Source organism: Megasphaera sp. NM10 (genome assembly GCF_000417505.1).
GTDB classification, from domain to species: Bacteria; Bacillota; Negativicutes; order Veillonellales; family Megasphaeraceae; genus Megasphaera; species Megasphaera intestinihominis.
Window position 1 is genome coordinate 23,969 of the sequence record NZ_APHY01000025.1, and the last position, 22,384, is coordinate 46,352.

Annotated in this window: 24 protein-coding genes and 1 tRNA gene; 12 read left to right on the forward strand and 13 right to left on the reverse strand. The window is 53.2% G+C overall.

Annotated elements, in window-relative coordinates; translation table 11 throughout:
• Positions 1–94 precede the first annotated feature (94 nt).
• Positions 95–868 carry a 4,5-DOPA dioxygenase extradiol gene (gene ygiD, locus NM10_RS05555; RefSeq protein WP_020310616.1) on the forward strand — a complete coding sequence of 258 codons (774 nt, stop codon included), beginning with the start codon at positions 95–97 and terminating at the stop codon, positions 866–868.
• 186 nt (positions 869–1,054) lie between these two features.
• Here ygiD and NM10_RS14500 read toward each other — a convergent pair whose 3' ends face one another.
• From NM10_RS14500 to NM10_RS05585, 7 genes are all read right to left on the reverse strand, one after another.
• Positions 1,055–1,525, reverse strand: coding sequence for a BsuBI/PstI family type II restriction endonuclease (locus NM10_RS14500; RefSeq protein WP_239639627.1), 471 nt, complete (start codon positions 1,523–1,525; stop codon positions 1,055–1,057).
• Positions 1,518–1,973 (reverse strand): hypothetical protein, encoded by a 456-nt coding sequence (locus tag NM10_RS14505; protein WP_239639628.1) that lies wholly within the window; start codon positions 1,971–1,973, stop codon positions 1,518–1,520. Before NM10_RS14505 ends, NM10_RS14500 begins: the two co-directional genes overlap by 8 nt.
• The gene (locus NM10_RS05565) at positions 1,939–3,450 is read right to left on the reverse strand and encodes an Eco57I restriction-modification methylase domain-containing protein (RefSeq protein ID WP_020310617.1); all 1,512 of its coding nucleotides are present in this window, start codon (positions 3,448–3,450) and stop codon (positions 1,939–1,941) included. Before NM10_RS05565 ends, NM10_RS14505 begins: the two co-directional genes overlap by 35 nt.
• Positions 3,444–6,440 carry an ATP-binding protein gene (locus tag NM10_RS05570; RefSeq protein WP_020310618.1) on the reverse strand — a complete coding sequence of 999 codons (2,997 nt, stop codon included), beginning with the start codon at positions 6,438–6,440 and terminating at the stop codon, positions 3,444–3,446. The genes NM10_RS05565 and NM10_RS05570 overlap by 7 nt, the downstream gene beginning before the upstream one ends.
• 5 nt (positions 6,441–6,445) lie before the next feature.
• A complete protein-coding gene (locus tag NM10_RS05575; RefSeq protein WP_020310619.1) occupies positions 6,446–7,711 on the reverse strand; it encodes a metallophosphoesterase family protein in 1,266 nt (421 codons plus the stop codon).
• Positions 7,711–9,111: a MocR-like pyridoxine biosynthesis transcription factor PdxR gene (pdxR, locus tag NM10_RS05580; RefSeq protein WP_020310620.1), complete on the reverse strand. Its 1,401-nt coding sequence runs from the start codon at positions 9,109–9,111 to the stop codon at positions 7,711–7,713. Before pdxR ends, NM10_RS05575 begins: the two co-directional genes overlap by 1 nt.
• A gap of 141 nt (positions 9,112–9,252) precedes the next feature.
• A complete protein-coding gene (locus NM10_RS05585; protein ID WP_020310621.1) occupies positions 9,253–10,530 on the reverse strand; it encodes a hexokinase in 1,278 nt (425 codons plus the stop codon).
• 241 nt (positions 10,531–10,771) lie between these two features.
• Between NM10_RS05585 and thiS the strand changes: the two genes are divergently transcribed.
• From thiS to NM10_RS05610, 5 genes are all read left to right on the forward strand, one after another.
• Positions 10,772–10,966, forward strand: coding sequence for a sulfur carrier protein ThiS (gene thiS, locus NM10_RS05590; protein WP_020310622.1), 195 nt, complete (start codon positions 10,772–10,774; stop codon positions 10,964–10,966).
• A 57-nt stretch (positions 10,967–11,023) separates the two neighbouring features.
• On the forward strand, positions 11,024–11,794 hold the full coding sequence (locus tag NM10_RS05595) for a thiazole synthase (protein ID WP_020310623.1): 771 nt from the start codon (positions 11,024–11,026) through the stop codon (positions 11,792–11,794).
• Positions 11,795–11,807: 13 nt separating this feature from the next.
• On the forward strand, positions 11,808–12,995 hold the full coding sequence (gene thiH, locus NM10_RS05600; protein ID WP_020310624.1) for a 2-iminoacetate synthase ThiH: 1,188 nt from the start codon (positions 11,808–11,810) through the stop codon (positions 12,993–12,995).
• Positions 12,996–13,214: 219 nt separating this feature from the next.
• Entirely contained in the window at positions 13,215–13,805 is a 591-nt protein-coding gene (locus NM10_RS05605) for a thiamine phosphate synthase (RefSeq protein ID WP_020310625.1), read from the forward strand.
• An 18-nt stretch (positions 13,806–13,823) separates the two neighbouring features.
• The gene (locus tag NM10_RS05610) at positions 13,824–14,345 is read left to right on the forward strand and encodes a cysteine hydrolase family protein (protein WP_020310626.1); all 522 of its coding nucleotides are present in this window, start codon (positions 13,824–13,826) and stop codon (positions 14,343–14,345) included.
• A gap of 141 nt (positions 14,346–14,486) precedes the next feature.
• Here the strand turns inward: NM10_RS05610 and NM10_RS05615 are convergent, their stop codons facing one another.
• From NM10_RS05615 to NM10_RS05625, 3 genes are read right to left on the reverse strand one after another with little or no spacing between them, the layout of a single operon-like run.
• On the reverse strand, positions 14,487–14,900 hold the full coding sequence (locus NM10_RS05615; RefSeq protein ID WP_020310627.1) for a SoxR reducing system RseC family protein: 414 nt from the start codon (positions 14,898–14,900) through the stop codon (positions 14,487–14,489).
• A gap of 24 nt (positions 14,901–14,924) precedes the next feature.
• On the reverse strand, positions 14,925–15,569 hold the full coding sequence (locus tag NM10_RS05620; protein ID WP_020310628.1) for a lactate utilization protein: 645 nt from the start codon (positions 15,567–15,569) through the stop codon (positions 14,925–14,927).
• A gap of 13 nt (positions 15,570–15,582) precedes the next feature.
• Entirely contained in the window at positions 15,583–15,981 is a 399-nt protein-coding gene (locus NM10_RS05625; RefSeq protein WP_020310629.1) for a PaaI family thioesterase, read from the reverse strand.
• A 156-nt stretch (positions 15,982–16,137) separates the two neighbouring features.
• On the opposite strand from NM10_RS05625, the gene NM10_RS05630 reads away from it, so the two are divergent.
• The 3 genes from NM10_RS05630 to NM10_RS05640 all read left to right on the forward strand — a co-directional run bounded on the left by NM10_RS05630 (position 16,138) and on the right by NM10_RS05640 (position 19,601).
• Entirely contained in the window at positions 16,138–16,695 is a 558-nt protein-coding gene (locus NM10_RS05630) for a DUF3793 family protein (protein ID WP_020310630.1), read from the forward strand.
• Between the two features lie 13 nt (positions 16,696–16,708).
• Complete coding sequence (locus tag NM10_RS05635; protein WP_020310631.1) at positions 16,709–17,122, forward strand: flavodoxin; 414 nt, start codon at positions 16,709–16,711, stop codon at positions 17,120–17,122.
• 307 nt (positions 17,123–17,429) lie between these two features.
• Positions 17,430–19,601 carry a PTS transporter subunit IIABC gene (locus tag NM10_RS05640; RefSeq protein WP_020310632.1) on the forward strand — a complete coding sequence of 724 codons (2,172 nt, stop codon included), beginning with the start codon at positions 17,430–17,432 and terminating at the stop codon, positions 19,599–19,601.
• Positions 19,602–19,765: 164 nt separating this feature from the next.
• Here NM10_RS05640 and NM10_RS05645 read toward each other — a convergent pair whose 3' ends face one another.
• Positions 19,766–20,878, reverse strand: coding sequence for a 4-hydroxybutyrate dehydrogenase (locus NM10_RS05645; RefSeq protein WP_020310633.1), 1,113 nt, complete (start codon positions 20,876–20,878; stop codon positions 19,766–19,768).
• Between the two features lie 107 nt (positions 20,879–20,985).
• On the opposite strand from NM10_RS05645, the gene NM10_RS13780 reads away from it, so the two are divergent.
• A tRNA-Sec gene (locus tag NM10_RS13780) sits at positions 20,986–21,082 on the forward strand.
• Between the two features lie 142 nt (positions 21,083–21,224).
• Here NM10_RS13780 and tatA read toward each other — a convergent pair.
• Positions 21,225–21,422, reverse strand: a complete 198-nt coding sequence (tatA, locus tag NM10_RS05650; protein ID WP_020310634.1) for a twin-arginine translocase TatA/TatE family subunit — start codon at positions 21,420–21,422, stop codon at positions 21,225–21,227.
• Between the two features lie 66 nt (positions 21,423–21,488).
• Positions 21,489–21,614 (reverse strand): hypothetical protein, encoded by a 126-nt coding sequence (locus NM10_RS14990; RefSeq protein WP_256378961.1) that lies wholly within the window; start codon positions 21,612–21,614, stop codon positions 21,489–21,491.
• Between the two features lie 137 nt (positions 21,615–21,751).
• On the opposite strand from NM10_RS14990, the gene NM10_RS12980 reads away from it, so the two are divergent.
• Entirely contained in the window at positions 21,752–22,012 is a 261-nt protein-coding gene (locus tag NM10_RS12980) for a hypothetical protein (RefSeq protein ID WP_051132236.1), read from the forward strand.
• Positions 22,005–22,244: a hypothetical protein gene (locus NM10_RS12985; protein WP_051132237.1), complete on the forward strand. Its 240-nt coding sequence runs from the start codon at positions 22,005–22,007 to the stop codon at positions 22,242–22,244. Before NM10_RS12980 ends, NM10_RS12985 begins: the two co-directional genes overlap by 8 nt.
• Positions 22,245–22,384 lie beyond the last annotated feature (140 nt).

A 22,384-nucleotide genomic window follows, 5' to 3' on the forward strand; every position in this document is an offset into this window, starting at 1 on the left:
TGAAAAATGGCAGTTTGTTGACGTAAAGTAACTTCATGATATACTAAAGATGGTTTTATCTTTATGGTTTCTATGCAAAGGGGGATTCATCATAATGAAAAAAACGCCTGTTATCTTCACCGGTCATGGCAGTCCGATGCTGGCTATCGATGAAAACGACTTGACGCGCGAAATGCAGCGCGTCGGCGCAGACGTTCTAACCAGTGAGGACAGACCGAAAGCCATCCTGGCCATCTCGGCCCATTGGTATGTCCCAGGCACGTATATCCAGAGTGCCGACAAGCCGCGTCAAATCTACGACATGTACGGCTTCCCAGAAGAGCTCTATCAGCTCCAATACCCAGCCAAGGGCTGTTCGGAACTGACCCAGGACGTCTGCCAGCTTTTGGGCAATGACGTTTCTATCGACGATTCATGGGGTATCGATCACGGAACATGGAGTGTTATGGTCCACATGTTCCCCAACGCGCCCATCCCAGTCGTCCAGCTTTCTGTAAACAGCACGTTTACACCGGACCAATGCTTTGAACTCGGCCAGAAACTCGCCCCGCTCCGAGAAAAAGGCTACCTCATCTGGGCCAGTGGCAACATCGTCCACAACCTGCGCCGCGTCGAATGGAACAAGCGCGGCGGCTCCGAAGCAGCCAAACACTTCAACCAGGATATCGTCGATAATGTCATCGCCGGCAACATCGACAACATCATCCACTACGAAAACCACGAACACGCAGCCTACGCCGTGCCGACACCGGAACACTACCTGCCCCTGCTCTATTGCCTGGGCGCCGCCGGAACGGATAAAGCTACACCATTCAATAATACCTGCACCTTAGGATCCATGGCTATGACCGGATTCGTCTGGGCGTGAAAAAAGGGCTTGTCATCATACGACAAGCCCTTTTTGAGTTGTTAGTGGCTAGTGGTTCGGGGTTAGCGGATAGTTTTAAATTTAAAGGTTTTCTCTGCAAACTACAAACTCTGTGCTACAAACTATAAAGTAAACGGGGCCTCGCATGATGACAAAATTCTTCGTGCGACAGCCCCTTTTATAAATTCAACGCGGCCCCATAAACCGATTGCCGTTAAGGTGAATCATGTGATCTGGTTCATCGGCAATCCAAACTTCGGTTTCCCAAGCTAAGTCCGCCACAAAACGTTTGTAGACGGTTACATCAGGAAAAGCGGTAACATAGATTTTCCCGCTCGTGACCTGCTGAGTCATAGCTTCCAATTCTTGTAAGCGTTTAGGACTCATAGGACCCACGGAGGTCACGGCTTCAACAAAGTAAATCCAGTCGACGTCCTTGCAATACAGGATGACATCGGGCAACTTATCATGTTCTGTCAGAGCAATTCCTAATTGTTTCAGTAACGTCTGGTTTTCCACTAAGTTTTTATTAGTCGTATCACCAACATACAAGCAAATAGCCCCTGGTGCAAAGCGCGGTGCAAATTCTTCCAAGATAGCTTTTTGTAAGGCATTATGCTTACCTGGTGAAAAAGTATAGGCCGTCTCATTAATCATGACTGGCATTTTCTGAACGTTTTTTTTTCGATGCGTAAATGGAAATCAGTGATTCGTGAACATCAGTAAATTCTTTCAAAGATTTTTCCCATAAGTCGGTGTGAAAAGTCTGCAAAAGGCGGACTGTTTCCTGAGTCAACCGATAGCGATAGTTGGGACTATTCGTCGCTTTTCCATTATCTTCAATCAAAGCGGCATTGCGAAAATGATGCATAGCCTGCTTTCGGAACGTTTCCCGACTATTCTCTGCATAATCAACTTCATAATTCAGATTAACGAACTGAATTATATCGTGAATACGAATCCACTCATTGCTAGCCTGACACCAGTCATCATCAGGCCGTATATGAGCCAAAGCCAGCAAACTCAACGCACAAATAGGCGTTTGCTGGCGTTCGGGCATCCCAATAGCTCTAAGAATGGCTTGAGCTTCGCTGATTTTTCCCATGTAAAAATCCCTCCAAGATCTGATTGCACGTTTTTTCTGTTATATCGGATTGCTTCAAAAATGCTCGCCCTAGTTCTTCAATAATCGAAATAGCTGGAACAGGCATATGATTGATTTCTGTAGCATTGACCTGCGTAGAACCATTGAGTACCCGGTAATATACATCATAAAGGGTAGAATTGAACAAAACATATAGCCCATATACTACATCTTTAGACAATGTATGGTCCGCATTATCAATGAAATTGATTTTATTCTGCGTGCTTATGGTCTGATATTGCGGAAATTGTTCTGCCAAATAAATACCACATTGTAATCGGCGCTTTTCCTCCTTTGCCGTAAACCGCCTGATAAACAAATAATTAGTATTAGGCTGTACCAAACTTTTCCGGGATGGTACTAAATATTCCCCTTCTTTACCAATCGGAAAGCAAATATGACCGTTTTGTATATGCTGGGCAAAAAAGAGCGGTACGGCCCCATCGACTTCAGTATTCCGCAAAGACTCCCTCTCCCTAAAATCAACAGTCAATCCCGTTTTCATTTTCATACCGAAATCTGGCAGGGTATAGGGAAATGTGTTTAACAAGCAGATAGCGTCTACTTCCCGATGATTAGTCATCAAAAAGACATACTGGTCCGATCCGGAAACTACATCCGAATAAGGCAATGAAATCTGCTGTAAATGACGGAAATCACAATTAGCTTCAGAAGAAGTGACCAATATATCCGAAGGAACCTGACGCTGTTTCCGTATCTTGACAATCATCGTTTCTTGCAATACCTGTTCGGTATCAAAGACCTTATCCCGACTGGTAAACAAGTGAATCTGCTCAATCACACCATGGCTGAATAAATATTGGCGAAAGCGCTTGAAATACATGCCACTTGTCCAAGAACGGGGAATGATGTAAACCATTTCTCCGCCGTCACGGACATTAAATAACGACATAGCCGCAAAGAGAAAATATAAATTAGGAGCACCATAACAAATTGCCGGCATGGCTTTAGCTTCAGGCGCATCTTTTCCGATTTTCATATACGGCGGGTTGCCAATACAGAGGTCGCAAGTGATGCCTGATTCTGGAAACAGGCCTCCATTGAAAGCATTTTCCTGGCTTGTAATATAATTCAAAGTGCGGAGCTCATAGTCAGCTTTTTTTAAACAATGAGCGGTCACATAACGAAGATTATCTTCTAAAACAGGAATGATTTTTTCATCTGTTTCATAACATATAAGGTGTACTCGTTCCACAGCTGGGATTGCCGAAATACGTTCCAATAAAGCAGCCGTAAGGATACCCGTGCCAGCTCCGGGATCCAATATGGTAATTTCAGGCTGTGCAGGGATAGCAAACAGCCCGGCCATGAACCGGGCTGTTTCTATGCTGGTAAAGAATTGACCACTTTTTTTGCGAATCTGTTTAGGCATGGATTCCATGTAGGCCGCCGTTTGTCGAACTACATACTCTAGCATAAGCCTTCCTTTCCCCGTATCGTCCCTTTTTCGATTTCAAAGAGATGGATCGTGTCTGTTTCTCCAGACAGTTGTTTTTGGACTTCTTCGGCCAGGTGCAACGTGGCATCGGAGCAGGTGAACAGGAATATCTGTTCTTTTTTGCCCAACGAGGCCAGGAACTGGATGGCTTCTTTCTGGCGCTGTTCGTCGAAGCGGACGAGGATGTCGTCGAGGATGAGCGGCATCGGTTCGATTTGTTTGGAGAAGGCCATGGCCAGGCTGATGCGGATGGCCAGGTAAATCTGGTCGCCCAGGCCGCTGCTCCACTGTTTTTCCGGGACGCGGCGCTGGCTGCCATCGACGGCAAAGAGCTGTTTGCCGTCCAGGCTAGCCTGCAGGGTATAGCGGCCCTGGGTCATGAGATTGAGGTATTCGCCGGCCTGGCGGATGACGATAGGCTGGCGGACCCGTTCGTAGTATTCCTGGGCCTGTTCCAGCATGTACTGGGTGTACATATTGGTCAGCCAGTCGTCGACGTCGCGGTCCAGTTCGGCCTTGCGGTTCTGTTTGGCCTGCAGGAGCTTGCCGTATTCGTCGCTCTTGGCCATCTGGCTCAGGCGTTCAATGATACTGCCTCGTTTTTCTGCGACTTCAGCCAGTTTCTTTTCGGCATCGGCGATTTTTTTCTGGTAGTAGTCGCGTTCATCTGTCCAGGTCTTCAAGGTATGGATTTTCAATTCATGGCGCAGTTCGGCCAGGTTTTTCGGCGTCTTGGCGATGAGGCGGATATGGGCTTCCGTCTGGTCATAGACTTCTTTGTACTGGTGGAACTGGCGGAAGCGCAGGACTTTGCTGCGGAATTCGCCTTCCGTCTGGGCGCCGGTTGCCTTGAGCAGTTCCTGCTGTTCTTGGACGCGCTGCTGCCGTTCTTCTCCCAGGCTGGCAATCTGACTTTCCCGTTCTTTCTGCTGACGGTCCTGTTCTTTGGCCACTTCAGCCTGGACGCGGATGTCCTGCCACTGTTTGTAGACGTCTTCGACGGTATCCGGGGAAACGGCCTTCTTGACGCCGACTTCCCGGAAAATCTGTTCTGCCGTATCGCTCCAGCGGGAAATGGCGCCTTTCAATTCCAACTTGCGTCGCTTCCAATCGGCAGCGGCCGTCGTGACTTCATGCCACGTATCCCAGGCTTCTTTGGCTTTGGCCACATCGGCCGTATCCAGTTTGCTGAAACTATTTTTATCGCGCCAGCCGTCCCAGGCCGTTTCACAGGCCAGGAGCTGTTTTTTGCAGGTATTGCCATCGGACTGCCATTTTTCATAAATGGCGTCGTACATGACTTTCTGTTCTTTCTGCCAGGCATTCTTCGTTTCCCGCGTCTGCCAGTCCAGATACTGCTTGCGGACGGCGTCCAGTTCCTGGAGCCAGCGTTCGTTCGATTCGTCCGTACTGAGGGTCATTTCCGCTTCTTTGGCTAAGTCGCTGATTTTGCGGTTGACGCCTGCCAGCTGGCCTTCGATTTCTGCGATTTTCCGGGGAACCCGGTCGGCACCGGTACTCTGGCGGACCAGGGAAATGATGGCGATGACGACACAGGCAGCGGCACCGCCCAGGCCCAGGGTCGAATCGAAGTGAGCCAGATAGACAGCGGCGACGCAGAGAGCCGCCAGGACCAGGAAAGCGATGCCGACGAAGGTAAAGGCCTTCGACGAGCCAGCCGGTTCGTTCTTCAGCCATTCCAGCTGTTCCTGTATCTTCTGGCGTTCCATGACGACGTTCTGGATCGTCGCTACGGCCGTCCCGATGACATCCCATTCGTCCTTGGTCTTTTCAGCCGGACCGTCTTCGCCGCTGGCACCGGAAACATTCTTGGGCTTGTCAGCCTGCCATTTCTCTAAATCCTGACGACTGTGGTCGAGGGCAGCGGCGGCCGAAATCCCCTGAGTCCAGTTGACGGCTGCCGGAATATCCTTGCCATCGGTCCAGGACTTGAGCAGGTCGGCTTGTTTCGTGCCTTCAAATTCCCAGTCCATTTCCTTATCTTCATGGTCCGAAAGCTCTTCCAGCCCCTGCTTCCATTCACCGACATGGTGAGCCATGGCGTCGAGCTGGGGGCCGCAGGCCAGCCAGCGGTTCCACGATTCCTGGAAGGCCGGGCCTTTGCGGCTCGTCGCCTTGAGCTTGCGGACCTGTTCGTCAATGGCCTTGATGTTCTGTTCCAGCTCGGCCCATTTCTGCGCGCCGTCAGCCGGGAACTGGGATACATCGGCCAGGGCCTGCATATGCTGCATGGCGTCCTGGCCGCGTTTATAGACATCCCAGGCAGCGATAGGCATGGAAATCCGTTCGATCTGCTGCTTCGATTCTTCGATATCCAGGCGGATGCGGTTCTCGATTTCATGCGTCGTCTGTTCCGTTTCCTGCAGGCTGGCGAATTCATCTTCATCGTAGGCCATGCCGGTAATGCGGCGGTCGAAGTCCTTCTGCTCGTTGAGCAGGGCATTGATGGGTTTCTTGCCCTGCGGCGAAGCGACCAGGAGGTCACCCATATGCTTGGTCACTTCACTGCGGGCCAGGCCCATGCCGATGCCGCCTTCGATGCTGAAGAAATGGCTGCGCACGGCTTCATTGGACAGGATTTTGAAGCCCTGCAGGTCTTCCAGGCCCATGGCAAAAATCGTATCATACGTCTGACGGTCCAGGCCGTGCCACCACAGATTCGCTGGCTCTTCCTGTACTTTTTCCTGACCGTCTGACAGGAAATATTCTTTTTCATTGCGGACGATGCGGTATTCCTTTCCGTCTTCCCGACGGATGCCCATGCTGCCGAAATAGCCCTTCCAGTCTCCGCGCAGATAGCCGAAGAACATGGAGCGGACATATTTCATGAGCGTCGTCTTGCCGCTTTCGTTGCGGCCATGCATGACGATCAGGCCGTGTTCCGGCGGATTCCAGCTCACATTATGGTAAATCCCGAAATCATCCAAATGCATCTCTGTAATCTTCATACTGCTTAACCTCTTCTATGTTCCAGCAATTTCTGTACGCCCAGCCACTTGGCTTTCTCGAACGTTTCCAGCAGGCGCTGGTCCGTCAGGGCCCTTCCATAGGCCCCGAGGCGTTCAAATTCCGGGCGGCTCATGAGAATATCCCGCAGCGCCTTGGCCCTTTCTTCAGGAGCCAGCTTTTCCAGCTTGTCGAAGACATTCAAGTAGTCGCCGACGGAGTCGGGCAGTTTACTTCGTTCGTCCATATTCATCTTGGGACGGGCCAGGTTACGCAGGCGTTCGACCATGACGAAGGCGTATTTCCCCTGTTCTTCTTCACGCCAGCTTTCCAGCCAGTACTGCGTCGCCTCCGGATTGTTGAGGACGTGGTACATACTGCCGGAACCGGTGAAATTGACCGTCAGGAACGTCGGCTTGCCGATATCACGGCGCACTTTTTCCTTAGCGAAGCGGACGGACTCGCGCAGTTCCGACACCGATTCGATACCGTCGATGGCGAGGTCGATGCTTTCCCAGCGGACGATGCTCGTGTCGATGAATTCCAGGTCCGTCGTCCCATACGGTCCGACTTCGACGTAATAACAGCCCCGCGGCCCCGTTTCCGTACAATCGAGGCCCTGCGGGTTGCCGGCATAGACGACATAGGGCTTTTCGCAGAGTATCTCATGCTTGTGGATATGCCCGAGGGCCCAGTAATCCATGCCACATTCTTTCAAATCTTCCAGGGTGCACGGCGCATATGTCGAATCCCGGCTGCCTACCTGGGTATGGAGCATGCCGATGGAAAATCGGTCGCCAGCAGCGCGGTTGAATTTCCAGGCCAGATTGTCCCGCTGTTCGCTCTTGGCATAACTCTGCCCGTAAATGGCCGCTACTTCTTCGCCATCTACGACCAGGGGGACCCGTTCGACAGCATCGGTCGGAAACACGTGGACATTCGGCGGAAAGGGAATCTTCGCCTTCCACGCTTCGAGCGGGTCGTGATTCCCCAGGACGGCAAAGACCTGGATGTTATTCTGTGCTAATTTATGTAAAAGGCGCACGTAATCGAGCTGTGCCGTCAAGTTGTGATCGGCACTGGTGTAGACATCGCCGGTGATGAGGACAGCGTGGACCCGTTTATCAATGGCCATCTGGACGATTTTCTGGAACGCCCGGACCGGCGCTTTCCCGACGATGCGCTGCCACCGTTCATCAATAGCGGAGAGGTTATGGAAAGGGCTCCCTAAGTGGAGATCCCCGCATTGAATAAAACGCAAACTTTTCGCCATTAGTATCCTTCTTTCTCTGACCACGCTCCATGCAACGCCGCTACGGCATCGCGGAGCCTGCAGGTGGGAATTTTTGAAAATGACAGGAGAAATTCTTTATCCGTTTCCTGCGACGGTGTTTCATAAAAAGACTGCATGGACAAGACACGGCAGCCCTGCAGTTCCGCCCGGCGGCGCAGTTCTTCTTCCGATAAGCGGCTGTGCAGGCGGATATGGCAGTATACGCCGGAAACCAGCCGCCCTACGACGATATCCTGACCAAAGGCTTCGACTAAGAGCCGGCCTAAGAGCTCCCCTTTTTCCTGGTATTCCTTGCGCAGGCGCCGTACCTGACGGGCCAGTTCGCCGCTCTCGATATATTCCGCCAGAACGCACTGCTCCGGAACCGACGCGCCCTGGCGGAACAGGCTGCGCCGCTGTTCGTAAAGGGGCATGAGCTGAGGCGGCAGTACCATATAGCTGAGGCGGATGAAAAAGGGCAATACCTTGGACAAGGCCCCCATGTAGACGACACGGCCGTGGCGGTCCAGGCCCTGCAAAGCCGGGACGGGGCGGCCATAATAGCGCAGCTCGCTGTCGTAATCGTCTTCGATGATCAGTCCATCCGTCTTTTCAGCCCAATGCAGCAGACGATGGCGGATGCCGGCGGGCATGACCGTCCCCGTCGGGAACTGATGGGACGGGCTGACGTAGACCAGGCGGACGCCGCTGGCTTCCAGGGCATCGACGTGGAGCAGTCCGCCGCTGATGGGAATGGGCACGATGGAATAGCCGCTGTTGCGGAAAATCTCCCGGCCCAGGCGGAAGCCCGGGTCTTCGACGCCGATGCAGGCATATTTATCGTGAAGCAGATTGGTCAGGACGCCGAGAAGAGAAATCGTCCCGGCACCGATGATAATCTGCGACGGCTCTGCATGGACGCCGCGCGTTTCATAGACGTAACGGCTCAAGGCCCGGCGCAAATCAGGGACGCCCTGGTCATCATTGGCCGCCAGCAGCCGGTCTGGCTCCGATAAGATCCGATTCATATATTTCCGCCATATGTCGAGGGGAAAGCGTTCCAAAGCCATGTCGCCACTGGCAAAGTCATAGGCATAGACAGGGAGACGGCTGGCTTCACGCAATACGGGCGCAGCAGCCTCTTCGGTCCGCGCTTCCAGACCGCCCAGGGAGGCCACTTCATAGCGGGCCTTATGGCGGCGCAGGATGTAGCCTTCACTGGCCAGCTGGTAGTAGGCCTTTTCGACGGTCATCTTGCTGATGCCCGCAGCCTGGGCCAGTTCACGGACCGAGTCGAGGCGCATGCCGGCTATCATCCGGTGCTCTTCGATTTCCCGGCGATAATATTCATAGATTTGTACGTAATAGGGTTTGCTGGTAGATTTATCGAGTTGCAGCATCGTGACCTGGCGCCGTCTCCTTTCCCTGAACTACAGATATGGTGGAAATATCTCTGCAATATTATATTGTACCGAAAAAACGTGGCCGTGGCTAGTGGTTCATGGTTCGTGGCTCGTGGTTCGTGGTGGGCCGGCCTGCTGTCACCGGCCTTCGCCTGCCATGGCCGCTGCGACGGCGGCGCCGACTAAGGGGCCGTCCTGGATGAGTACCGGGTCGACGGGAATCTGCTTGTCCCGGCTCACGCCTTCATTCTGGCAGGCCTGCATGGCATCTTCCATCATGAACAAGGCACCGCGGACGTGTTCCAAGAGGCTGCCGTCGACGGCCACGGACTGGGCCGGAACGGCTTCGCCGCCATAAAGATGGCGCAGGATGCCGCAGCTCACGGCGCCGGCCAGCTGGGCAGCGCGGACGAAAATGGCGGCGCCGATATTGCGGACAGGCCGCATCTCATCGGGCCGCACGATGCACTTCCACAGCTGGCCCATCTTGAGCCGGCACTGCAAATCATTGTCGCAGCTGATGATGTCATTCATAGCGGCTGTGGAAAACACCGGGAGCTGGCGAGTCTTGAAATAAGACAGCAAGGTCTGCCGGAAGATTTCCGCTGCATAGGCACCGCCTGTCATCTTTTCCATCCGATGCTGACCGGGCTGGGCCGACAGGGCGTCGACTGCCTTGTCCCAGCGATTGCGTATGAGGCCGCCATAGTCGCCGGCTTCCAGATTGACGATCATATCCCAGGCCGGCTCATAGTAGCAGGCGTTGAAGCCCGTCCCGCAGACGAGGCCCAGGCGGACCCGTTCCAGCGTATACGCTGCCGACAACAGCAGGGCCGTCGTGTCATTGACCAGGGCCACCGGTTCGACAGCCCTAAAGCCCTGACGGGCCAGGGCCTGTTTGAGCATGGCGTTGACCCATTCGCCTTCCACACCGGGAACGGCAATTTCTTTCGACCACGACAGGAGCCGGCCATCGCGCAGGTCCTGCCGCTCTATAGCAAAGGAAAAGGTATGGCCCAGGGTATAGGCCTGCTGCCCATGGGCAACCTGACCGACGAGGCGGGCCAGGAAATCGAAAAGCTCCCCAGCCGTCGTCGCCGAAGAGAGATAGTCGTACTGGCCAGGCAGCCGGAGCGGCTGGCAGACCTTCTTTTCGATGAGGTAACAGTGCCGGCCCAACAGGCGGATCCGCGCAGCCCTTGCGTTCGTACCGCCGAAATCCAGGACCAGATAGACACCGCGCTCCTCACCGCCAGGCAGGGACACATACGACTTCAGGGCTGATACGGTCGCTCCCGGCTTTCCCTGCAGGGCCCGTTCCATGTCGTCTGCAAAATCGCGGGAAATCTGCTGCAGCCGCTCGTCGGTCAAATAAAAATAACGGGCAATATTCATCCAGTCCATCCGTTCTTCCATGGCAGTGATCACACCTCTCGTAAAATCATAACTTTATTATACTATAGTTTTTCGGCCTTTGTCGTCTTCCCCGGTCATTTCTCTCAAGACAGTTCATTATCAACGGTTGACTTTTTGTGACAATAGGCTATAATCATAGGCAGAGTGAGACCGAATCACAAGGGTCGCACGAAGGGGTACACCACCTTGGGTGTAATTCTTCGTGCGACCCTTTTTTCATTTGAGAGAAAGGAGGACCTCCATGGTACGGATCAACGGCAAAGACATCGAAGCGGCCGGCCAGAACCTGCTCGCTTACCTGACCGACCAGGAATATCGTACAGACCGCATCGCCATCGAGCTGAACGGTGATATCGTATCGCGCAAGGATTACGATAAAGTGACTTTGAAAGACGGCGATTCCATGGAAATCGTACACTTCGTCGGCGGGGGCTGATTCCCTGCGGCAAAGCAGTCATGAACTCATCTATCATTATAAAAGGAGTGTTTCCCAATGGAAAAAAAAGATACCCTGGTCCTTGGCGGCCACGAATTCACATCGCGTTTCATCTTAGGTTCCGGTAAATTCTCTGTCGACCTCATCAAGGCCGCTGTCGAACAAGGCGGTGCCCAGATGGTAACCATGGCCCTGCGCCGCGTCGAAGCCGGCCAGAAAGACAATATCCTCGACTATATCCCGAAAGATGTCACCCTGCTCCCCAATACGTCCAGTGCCCGCAATGCCGACGAAGCCGTCCGCATCGCCCACTTGTCCCGTGAAGTCGGCTGCGGCGATTTCATCAAGATTGAAGTCATGCGCGACTCCAAATATCTCCTGCCGGACAACAACGAAACCATCAAAGCTACGGAAATTTTGGCTAAAGAAGGCTTCGTCGTCCTGCCGTACATGTATCCGGACCTCTACGCCGCCCGTGCCCTGGCTGACGCCGGCGCTGCTGCCATCATGCCTCTGGCTTCGCCTATCGGCACAAACAAAGGCTTGTCGACGAAAGATTTCATCCAGATCCTCATCGACGAAGTCGACCTGCCGGTCATTGTCGACGCCGGTATCGGCCGTCCGTCCCAGGCCTGCGAAGCCATGGAAATGGGCGCCGCTGCTATCATGGCCAACACCGCCGTCGCTACGGCTGGCGACCTGCCTCTCATGGCCAAAGCCTTCGGTGAAGCCATCCGTGCCGGCCGCAATGCTTACCTTGCCGGCTTGGGCCGCGTCCGCGAAACGGCTTCGGCTTCGGATCCGCTGACGGGATTCTTAGGAGACTGAGGAGGAATCGAACATGACGGAAGAAACTAAAACTATCGATCAGAGCAAACTCATCGACCACATGAAATATTTACCGGGCATGGAAGTCATCGACTCGGATATGCTCGACCAGGTCGTCGCCATCCGCAATTCCTTCAACAATGACGACTTCACTGATAAAGACGTCCGCCTGGCCCTGTCGAAAGAACATCTGGACCCGCGGGACTTCATGGCCCTCTTATCGACGGCCGCTGCACCGTTCCTGGAAGAAATGGCCCAGAAAGCCCATCTGGTCACGCGGCGCCATTTCGGCAACAACATCACCATCCTGACGCCGATCTATTTCGCCAACTACTGCGATAACTACTGCATCTACTGCGGCTTCAACTCGCACAACAAGATCAAGCGCGCCCGCCTGACGGACGAAGAACTCCACCGCGAATGTAAGAACATCGCCGATACGGGTATCGAAGAAGTCATCATGCTCACCGGCGAAAGCCCGAAGATGAGCGATATCAAATACATCGGCAACGCCGTCAAGATCGCCAGCCAGTATTTCCGGGTCATCAACATGGAAATCTACCCGGTCAATTCGGAAGACTACAAATATCTCCACGAATGTGGCGCCGACTACGTCACGGTCTTCCAGGAAACGTACAATTCAGACAAGTACGCTACCCTTCACCTGGCCGGTCACAAGCGCATCTTCCCGTACCGCTTCTACTCCCAGGAACGGGCCATCCTCGGCGGCATGCGCGGCGTCGGCTTCGCAGCCCTCTTAGGCCTGGACGACTACCAGAAAGATGCCCTGGCAACGGGGATGCACGCATGGCTCATGCAGCGTAAGTACCCGCATGCCGAAATTTCCCTGTCCTGTCCGCGCCTGTGCCCGATCATCAATAACGATAAGATCAACCCGAAGGACGTAGACGAACGGAAACTGACGCAGATCATCTGCGCCTACCGTCTGTTCATGCCTTACGCCTGCATCGTCGTATCGAGCCGTGAAAGCGCCCGCTACCGCAACGCCATCATGAAAATCGCCGCTACCAAAGTATCGGCCAGCGTCTGCGTCGGCATCGGCGGCCATCTGGAAAATGACGGCTCCGAAATGGGTGACGAACAGTTCGAAATCACTGACGGCCGGTCCTTTGACCAGATGTACTCCGACATCAAGGGCATGGGCCTGCAGCCTGTCACCAGTGAGTATATTTATTTGTAAACCATCTAACGTAATCCATTACCAATCCTATAAAATGTATATGACAAAAACGGTCCGGGACCCAATCCACCCCGAACCTGTTGTCATATATCTTCTCGTTTTAGGGCGTTAAACTCATATAGAACATTTATTATATTCTATTGGTATAATTGTTGACGTTAGTATGAGATTCATGTATAGTTATATATATAAAATACTCTAATATTCAGGTGATAAATCGTGTTAAAAGTAGCTGCAATTACAAATCACGAATTGGCTTCGACGAACTACTGGGATCAGCTCGAGCAAATCGCCGCATCCGATGTAGATTTCATCGTCCTTCGTGAAAAAAACCTTTCTGAAGAAGAATACACGGACTATGCGAAACGGGCCCTGCGCCTGTGCAGCATCCATCAGAAGACGTGTATCCTCCAGCATTTCGGAAAGGCTGCTATCCGTCTTCATATTCCCCGTTTCCAGTGCTCTCTGCCTTATTTGGAAACCCATTCGTCCCTGCTCTATTACATGACGACCCTCGGCGTCTCCGTACACACCGTCGAAGAAGCCGTCAAAGCCGAACAGCTCGGCGCTACGTACCTCATGGCCAGCCACGTCTTCCCGACAGCCTGCAAGCCGTCGGATCCGCCTATCGGCGTCGACACGGTCGAAGCCATCTGCAAGGCCGTCAAGATTCCGGTCTATGCCTTAGGCGGCGTTACGCCGAAGACCATCTCTCAGCTCCAGGACGTCCCCATCAAAGGCGTCGCCCTCATGTCGGGCCTCATGACCTGCCCGGACGTACCGGGATATTTAAAAGAATTGCGTGCCTAAAGAGAAGGGATGACCGTAATGACCCAGGCTTATATCATCATCGATATGCAGAATGATTTCATCGACGGCGCCCTGGGAAGCGCTCAGGCTCAAGCCGTCGTCCCCCGCATCGAGGCCAAGATCGTGGCCAGCAAAAAGGATGCCGACCAGGAAACGGACCTGATTTTCACCCAGGACACCCACGACGAGGCCTACAGCGAAACCCAGGAAGGCCGGAAACTTCCCGTTCCACACTGCCTGAAAGACACGCGGGGCTGGCGCATCTGCAAACAGCTCCTGCCGTACACCATGTGGGCCACCATCCTGGAAAAGCCATCCTTTGGCTGTCCGGCCCTGGTCGATGAAGTACGCGACTACGACCGGCTGGTATTGATGGGCTTGTGCACGGACATCTGCGTCATCGCCAATGCCATGCTGCTCAAAGCCTTCTACCCGGAAAAGGAAATCATCGTCGACAGCACATGCTGTGCCGGTTCGACACCAGAAAACCACGAAAGAGCATTACAGGCCATGAAAGCCTGCCAAATCGATATTGTATAAAAAAAAGGCTTGTCGCACGTGCGACAAGCCTTTTTCTGTAGGGGCGCCACGCGGGGCGCCCGCTCATGCCAATTGTTCACGGAATTCTTACATATATCTGGCGGGCTCGCCACGTGCGAGCCCCTACGAACCTGCAGCCTCTTAACTGATGATTCCCGTGATTTCGGCTTTGGTCTGGTTGTTGTTGATTTTCTTTTCATAGCCTTTCAGGACCAGGCAGCCGATGATGCCGCCTGCAATCATGCCGGCAAAGGCCGTCATTTCCGGTTTGACCTGCCATGATTCTCCCAGCAGGTAGCCTGCGACGCCACAGACGATGATGAGCAGCAAGGGGACGCCGAAGCAGATGATGCCCTTGACGCCCATGCCGGCGTCGGGGATGTTGAACTGTACATACTGTCCCTTTTTGGCCCCGATGGGGTTCACAGCATCGATGACGACATTGTCCGCGCACATGCTGTCGCTGCACGGCGAATATAGATTATTGCGGTTGGTCTGGATTTTGGCCAGGCCATTCGGGCAGACTTCTTCGACGACGCCCGTTCCAGTTCTCATAATAAAATACCTCTCTTTTCAGGACTAAAAGCCCAGATTTTCTCCGACCAGGATAACCTTGATGCGGCCCTGGGGCTTGCAGATACGCGTCCGGACGACTTGGGCACAGACGCTGTCCGGCCGGATGCAGTGGCCACACATGCCCGTCTTGGCACAAGGCGTACCGACACCGGGGAAGCGGCCGATATTCTGCGGCGACGCCACGGTGTGCGCCCGTTCGATGCCGGCTTCGACCGTCGGGACGACCTTGTTCATACCGACGATGGCGATGACCTGTTTCGGCCCGTAGCAAAGGGCGGCGACGCGGTTGCCGTTGCCATCGATGTTGATGAGCTGGCCGTCCTGGACGGCTGCGTTGGCCCCCATGAGGAAGGTGTCACAGAGCAGGGCCTTGCGCATCAGTTCGACCCGTTCTTCCGGCGTCTTGGCCGAATCGCGGTCGATGACCGGATTGTGTTCCAGTACATAAGGCCGCAGGCCGATTTCATTGATGGATACAGAGCCGCCCCAGGATACGACATCCGTTTCCGGGATATACGAGATGGCCTGCTTCAAGGCTTCTTCCTTCGTCGGACAGTATACGGCTTCAAAGCCGCGGGCTGCAAACTTCTTGGCCACTAAAGGCCCTTTAATATCATACATGCGGTGCATCATATCGCTTCTATCCATAGTAACTCCTCCTTTATTTAGCCAGCATCATTTCCGCTTTGGCTTCGGCAGCCGGCGTACCATCAGCGTGGGTAATCTTTCCTTTCATGATGAACAGACGGCCGCGGTGGACTTCCGGCCAGCCTTCGACCTTGACCGTTTCGCCGATGCGTATGGCACTGCGGAAACGGATTTCCAGCCGCGCCGTATAGGCTGGTTTACCGGCAATGCGGAACACATAATCTCCCATGACTTCATCCAGCAGCGTACTCGTCAGGCCGCCGTGCATGCGGTCACCATAACTTTCATGCTCTGCCTTGGGCGTAAAATAAGCCACGCAGTGATCGCCTTCCATCTTCATGTCCAGCTTCAGGCCAATCGGGTTATCGCGGCCACAGCCGAAACAATGATTCGTATCATAAGCAGTTTCCATCTAATCCCCCCCTCCGAATATTCTTCACACTACCTTTATTATACTATACTTGGCAAGCCTTTCGCTTATTTGAAACGAATTATCATATTAGTATTGACAATCACTTTCAAATAAATTATACTTACAGTATCAAAGCGAAAGGAGCGGCAACCGGATATGAACCTGGATTTCGTCTTAATAACCCACTGTTCACCGACTTTAGCGGGTCTCAAACAGGCATCCCTTCTCTGTCTACCCCGCTTGGACAGCGGCTGTACCTATGATGATATAATTGAAAATTATAATCATAAATATAATGCAAAAGGCTTGTATTTCCGTATCTTGTACGCCTGTTCCAAACGCACTTTGCTGTATGTATACCGACCGGCCAGGGTCTGGGCCTACGTACAGCAGCGGGACATTTCATCATTTCTGCAGCAATTCGGCTATCAGGACTGCCAGGACATCTCTTCCCTGCTGGACCGTCTTGCCGAACGCTTTGCAGAAGATGGCTGTTTCCCTCATGAATCGGGCATTTTCCTCGGCTATCCCCTAGAGGACGTGTGCGGTTTCATCGCCAACAAGGGAAACCATGCCAAGCTTTGTGGCGAATGGAAGGTATACGGCGACGCCCACGCTGCCGCCCGTACTTTCCATCGCTATACGTGCTGCCGGCAAGACTATTTGAATCGCTTTGCCGTTGGGACAACATTAGACTCGCTCATTGTAGCATAAGGAGGATTTAATCATGGTAGAAATCGTTTATTGGAGTGGTACAGGTAATACAGAAGCAATGGCTAACGAAATCGAAGCAGCCGTCAAAGCTGCCGGTGCTGACGTAGAATCAGTCCGCTTTGAAGATACAAATGTCGATGATGTAGCTAGCAAAGACGTCATCTTGCTCGGCTGCCCGGCCATGGGTTCAGAAGAACTGGAAGACTCTGTCGTCGAACCGTTCTTCACCGATTTGGCTCCGAAATTGAAGGGCAAAAAAGTCGGCCTCTTTGGTTCTTACGGCTGGGGTTCCGGCGAATGGATGGACGCATGGAAACAGCGTACAGAAGATGCCGGTGCCACCGTCATTGGTACGGCCATCGTCAACGAAACACCGGACAACGCTCCTGAATGCAAAGAATTGGGCGAAGCCGCTGCCAAAGCATAAAAATCAGAAAACAACTTCACATTCATTCTCCTCTTAACGAAAAGAGGCTGTCGTCACAGACAGCCTCTTTTCGAGTTTTCAGTTTATAGTTTTTAGTTTGCAGTAAATAGCAAAAATTTCTAAAGCCATCCTCTACAAACTACAAACTCCATGCTGCAAACTATCACTCCTTTACTTTTTGTCAAGTATATATGCTAGATAGGCACGATGAGACGTAACTCTCATCCTTCTCATTTGCCTAGGGTATGTTAAAATAGGAACGTACTGTCTCATACTTATTTATTCCTATAGTAAAAGGAGGAATTTTATGAAAGACCAAGTCTTTTCCATCTTGCAGGCTGTCGGCCGCAGTTTCATGCTGCCTGTCGCCATCCTGCCGATTGCCGGCTTACTCCTCGGTATCGGGGCTTCTTTCACGAATGCTACGACCATCCAGACCTATGGATTGGAAAGCATCCTCGGAAACGGCACGATACTCCATTCACTGCTCACCATCATGAGCGATGCCGGCAACATCATTTTCGGTAACCTGCCCATCATCTTCGCCGTCGGCGTCGCCATCGGCATGGCCAAGCAGGAAAAGGAAGTCGCCGCCTTATCGGCGATGATCGCCTTTTTCGTCATGCACGCCTCGACCAACGCCGTCCTCAAACTGACTGGCAAGGTATTGGCCAATAACACCGTATCTCCCGATGTCCTGGAAGGTACGATTGCCAATGTCTGCGGCATCATGTCCCTCCAGGAAGGCGTCTTCGGCGGTATCATCGTCGGCATCGGCGTCGCCTACCTGCACAACCGCTATCATAAAATCGTACTGCCCAATGCCCTGTCCTTCTTCGGCGGGTCGCGCTTCATCCCTATCATTTCCACCGTCGTCTACATGTTCGTCGGCATTGCCATGTATTTCGTCTGGCCTGTCGTCCAGAGCGGCATCTTCGCCCTCGGCGGCCTGGTCACGGGTACGGGCTACATCGGCACCTTGATTTTCGGCATCATCAAGCGGGCCCTCATCCCCTTCGGCCTGCATCACGTCTTCTACCCGCCCTTCTGGCAGACCGGCGTCGGCGGTTCGATGATGATCGACGGCAACCTCGTCCAGGGCGGCCAGAACATCTTCTTCGCCCAGCTCGCTTCGCCTAACGTCACTCACTTCAGTGCTGATGCAACCCGGTATTTCTCGGGCGAATTCATCTTCATGATCTTCGGTCTGCCCGGCGCCGCCCTGGCCATGTACCGCACGGCAAAACCGGAAAAACGCAAAGTCGCCGGCGGCCTGCTCTTATCGGCAGCCCTGACGTCCATGTTCACGGGCATCACGGAACCGATTGAATTCTCCTTCCTCTTCGTCGCACCGATGCTCTTCTACGTCCAGGTCGTCCTGGCCGGTGCCGCTTACATGATCGCCCACATGCTGAACATCGCCGTCGGCCTGACCTTCTCTGGCGGCCTGTTGGACCTGTTCATCTTCGGTATCCTGCAGGGTGAAGCCAAGACCAACTGGATGTACATCATCCCGGTCGGCATCATCTACTTCTTCCTCTACTACTTCATCTTCACGTTCCTCATCAAGAAGTTCGACCTCAAGACACCGGGCCGTGAAGACGACGATGTGGAAACGAAACTCTACACCAAAGCCGACGTCAAAGCCCGTGACGCCGCAGCCAAAGCCGGCGACGGCGAGGCTGCCACGGACGTCGTCAGCCAGGCCATCACCCGCGCCCTGGGCGGCACCAAGAACATCACTTCCGTCGACTGCTGCGCTACGCGCCTGCGCTGCTCCGTAGCCGATTCGGCCTTGGTCAACGATGCAGCTCTGAAAGCCACTGGCGCTGTAGGCGTCATCAAGAAAGGCCAGGGCGTCCAGGTCGTCTACGGCCCGCAAGTCGCCGTCATCAAGGCCAACCTGGAAAGCTATCTGGCAACCAACCCGGCAGACGGCCCTATCGAAGCCGTACCGGCAGCGGAAACGGTTCCGGCTGAAGAAGCGCCGAAAGCCCAGGAAACACAGACTGAACCGGAAACAGATGCTGAAAAGCATTACTTCAATTCGCCCTTCACCGGCAGCCTCCATCCCATTACGGAAGCCCCGGATGAAGCCTTTGCCGGCAAAATGACAGGCGACGGCTTCTTCGTCTATCCGACAGACGGCACGGTCTATGCGCCGGAAGACGGAACAGTCACCTTCGTCTTCGATACGAAACACGCCATCGGTATGACCACGGCAGACGGCGTAGAATACCTCCTGCACATCGGCATCGATACGGTCAAACTCGAAGGCAAAGGCTTCAATGTCTTCGTCGAAAACGGCCAGGAAGTCAAGAAAGGCGATAAACTGATGGAATTCGACGACGAATTCATCAAGGCCAACGCCCCATCTGACGCCTGCCTGTGCATCTTCACCGACCTCGAAGACGGTCAGGAAGTCCACCTGGCAGCCGACGGCAACGTAAAAGCCGGCGACCAGGCCGTCTGGTTCTAATGTGTAAAACCGCAGGCCGCAGGCAAGCCTCTCCTGATAGGAGAGGTGGCCCGCAGGGCCGGAGAGGTTGAACCCTTCAGTTAGCGGCTAATGGCTCGCCCGGGATTCCCACATGGCCCGAGACGGGCCGCCCACGTGCGGCCCCTGCGACTAACCACTAGCCACTAATACAGTTTCTTGTAAATGCCGTACACCTTATCATAATCGAGGGGCACAAAGCTGTGCTTCATGAGACGCTGCTGATTTTCGATGACCGATTTAGCAAATTCCGGCAATTCTTCTTCTTTGACGCCGTATTCATGGAGCGCTTTCTTGGGCAGGATGACGTTGAGCAGTTTTTCCAGTTCTTCATAGACGTGTTCCGGTTCGCAGCCCAGGATGTCGGCGATGAAGCCGTTCAATTTCGCGATTTCACCGTCCGATTTGATGGACATGTAGCAGTTCATGACGCCTGTGAACATGGCGTAGTTCGATTCACCATGAGGTACATGATACTTTGCCCCCAGAGGATAGCTCATGGCATGGACAGCGGCGCAGCCAGGGACACTGAAAGCGATGCCGGCCCAGTTGCTGGCCAGGAGGAAAGCCTTCATAAGCGGGATGCGCGCTTCCGGACCATGGTCGCGGATCTGCAAATAGCCCTTGAGGATGAGTTCAATGGCGTTATAACTGAAAACGCGGAAGCTGGCGCTGGAATCCGGAGACAAGGCCGATTCGACAGCGTGGACGAGGGCATCGATGGAACTGGTCGCAAAGACCTTGAAAGGCAGGGTCTTCAAGAGCTGCGAAATGAGGACGGCTTTATCGGCATAGAGCGCATTGTCGGCAATGCCCTTCTTCGTGTTGCGGCTAACCAGGGCCATGACCGATACATTGGTGACTTCACTGCCCGTCCCGCACGTCGTCGGGATGAGGATGAGTTCCTTTTCCTTTTCCACAGGAATCTTGCCATCGAACAAATCGAGGACCGGGCTGACCTGCTTCAAGATGAACAACTTGCACAAGTCCATGACCGTGCCGCCGCCGATACCGATGATGCGCTTCACATCCTTGGGCATATCTTTATAAATGGCTTCTGCCATTTCATCAGACGGTTCACCCATACCATACTTTTCCTGGAACAAGACGTGGCACGTAAGGCCTAAATCCTTGAAATTCGGGTCAAAGATATACTGATTGGTAACAATCAGGTCATCGGCTCCGACCTGCAGGTCTTCCACAAATTCCCGGCACGTATCGTAAGAGTAAATCGTCGGTTTCAACTGTAATTCAATCATTTCATTAACTCCTTTCTAATGGGTAATGCACTCACCGCCTTTAGTGTAACAAAGATGGAAACAGTTTTGCAAGATACAGGATGCCCGTGATATAATAAACCTGTCCTGGGGGAGGATGGGTTCTGGTGTTCCCTCTGGTCTTCAAAACCAGCATGGGGAGTTAACAGCTTCTCAGGTGGGTTCGATTCCCACACTTTCCCGCCAGAAAACGAAAAAGGGCTGTCGCACGTGCGACAGCCCTTTTTTGAGTTTTAAGTTTGTAGTTTTTAGTTTGCAGCAAATGGTAAAAAATTTGAGCCAGCTTCTACAAACTGCTCCATACTACAAACTTTGCGTTATAAGCCAATTAGTGGTTCATCGATTTCTCATCTGTTTTTTCCGTCTTTTCCTCTATCTGCTTTGTTTCATCCGTATTGACGGCTTCCTTGAATTCACGGAGGCTCTTCCCCAAAGCCCGGCCGATGGTCGGCAGTTTCCCCGGTCCGAATACGACCAGGGCGATGACTAAAATGAGCAGTAATTCCGGTGCGCCTAAGCCAAACATGTCCTTCCTCCTATAATGCCATTACTTCTTCACATGCCTTCATGATACCCTTATCCGCAGAGGATGTCAATGAACGCGGGAGGAGAAGAGTTTTTTCAAGCCAAAGGATTTATCGACGCGGCACGGCGTCACTTCCAGGCACAACGGCTCAGAATGATAGACTTCGGCCCGTCCCAGATAGAGCTGGGACAAGAGGGGATTGAGAGAGTAGCAATACTGAATCTTGGAATACCGTCCACCATACCTGGGACAGATGCGGACTTCCTAAATTTTCTTATACTTCAATCTGTCAAATAGGAATCCGCATTCAGTGGCTGCCATGGCATTTCATGTATTTCAGGCTCATCGGCGTCTACGGCATCATCAACCAGTACGGCCTGAAAATGGTCGGCGGCCTGTTATCGGACAAACTCTTCCATTCGCCGACCAAATACCTGCGCATCGGTTATCTGATCACAGCCGTCGTCCTCATCGCCTTCACCTGGATGCCCTACCAGACCCTTCGGCATCTGGGCCGGCATCATCATCTCCCTGGCCATCAGTGCCTGCGTCTACAGCATGCGCGCCGTCTTCTTCGCCCCCATGGATGAAGTCGACGTCCCCCGCGAAATCACAGGCTCTGCCATGTCCATGGCCTCCTTCATCGGCTATCTGCCCGGCGCCTTCATGTACGCCGTCTACGGCTCCATCCTCGATAGCCATCAGGGTATCGACGGCTACCAGATTGTCTTCCCCGTCATGACCGTCTTTACCATCCTCGGCGTCCTGCTGAGCACCTATATCACGCACCGCATCAAAGCCGCCCATACGCTGGCAAAATAAACATATAGAAAAAAGCGCTACCGATAGACGGTTAGCCCTCAAAGATTATTTAAAGAAAAAATAACCGTTGCGTTGGGAGCGAGGCGGTTATTTTTCTTTATGTGAATACGGATTTCTAATCTGGGTGGAGGGTAGAGCGC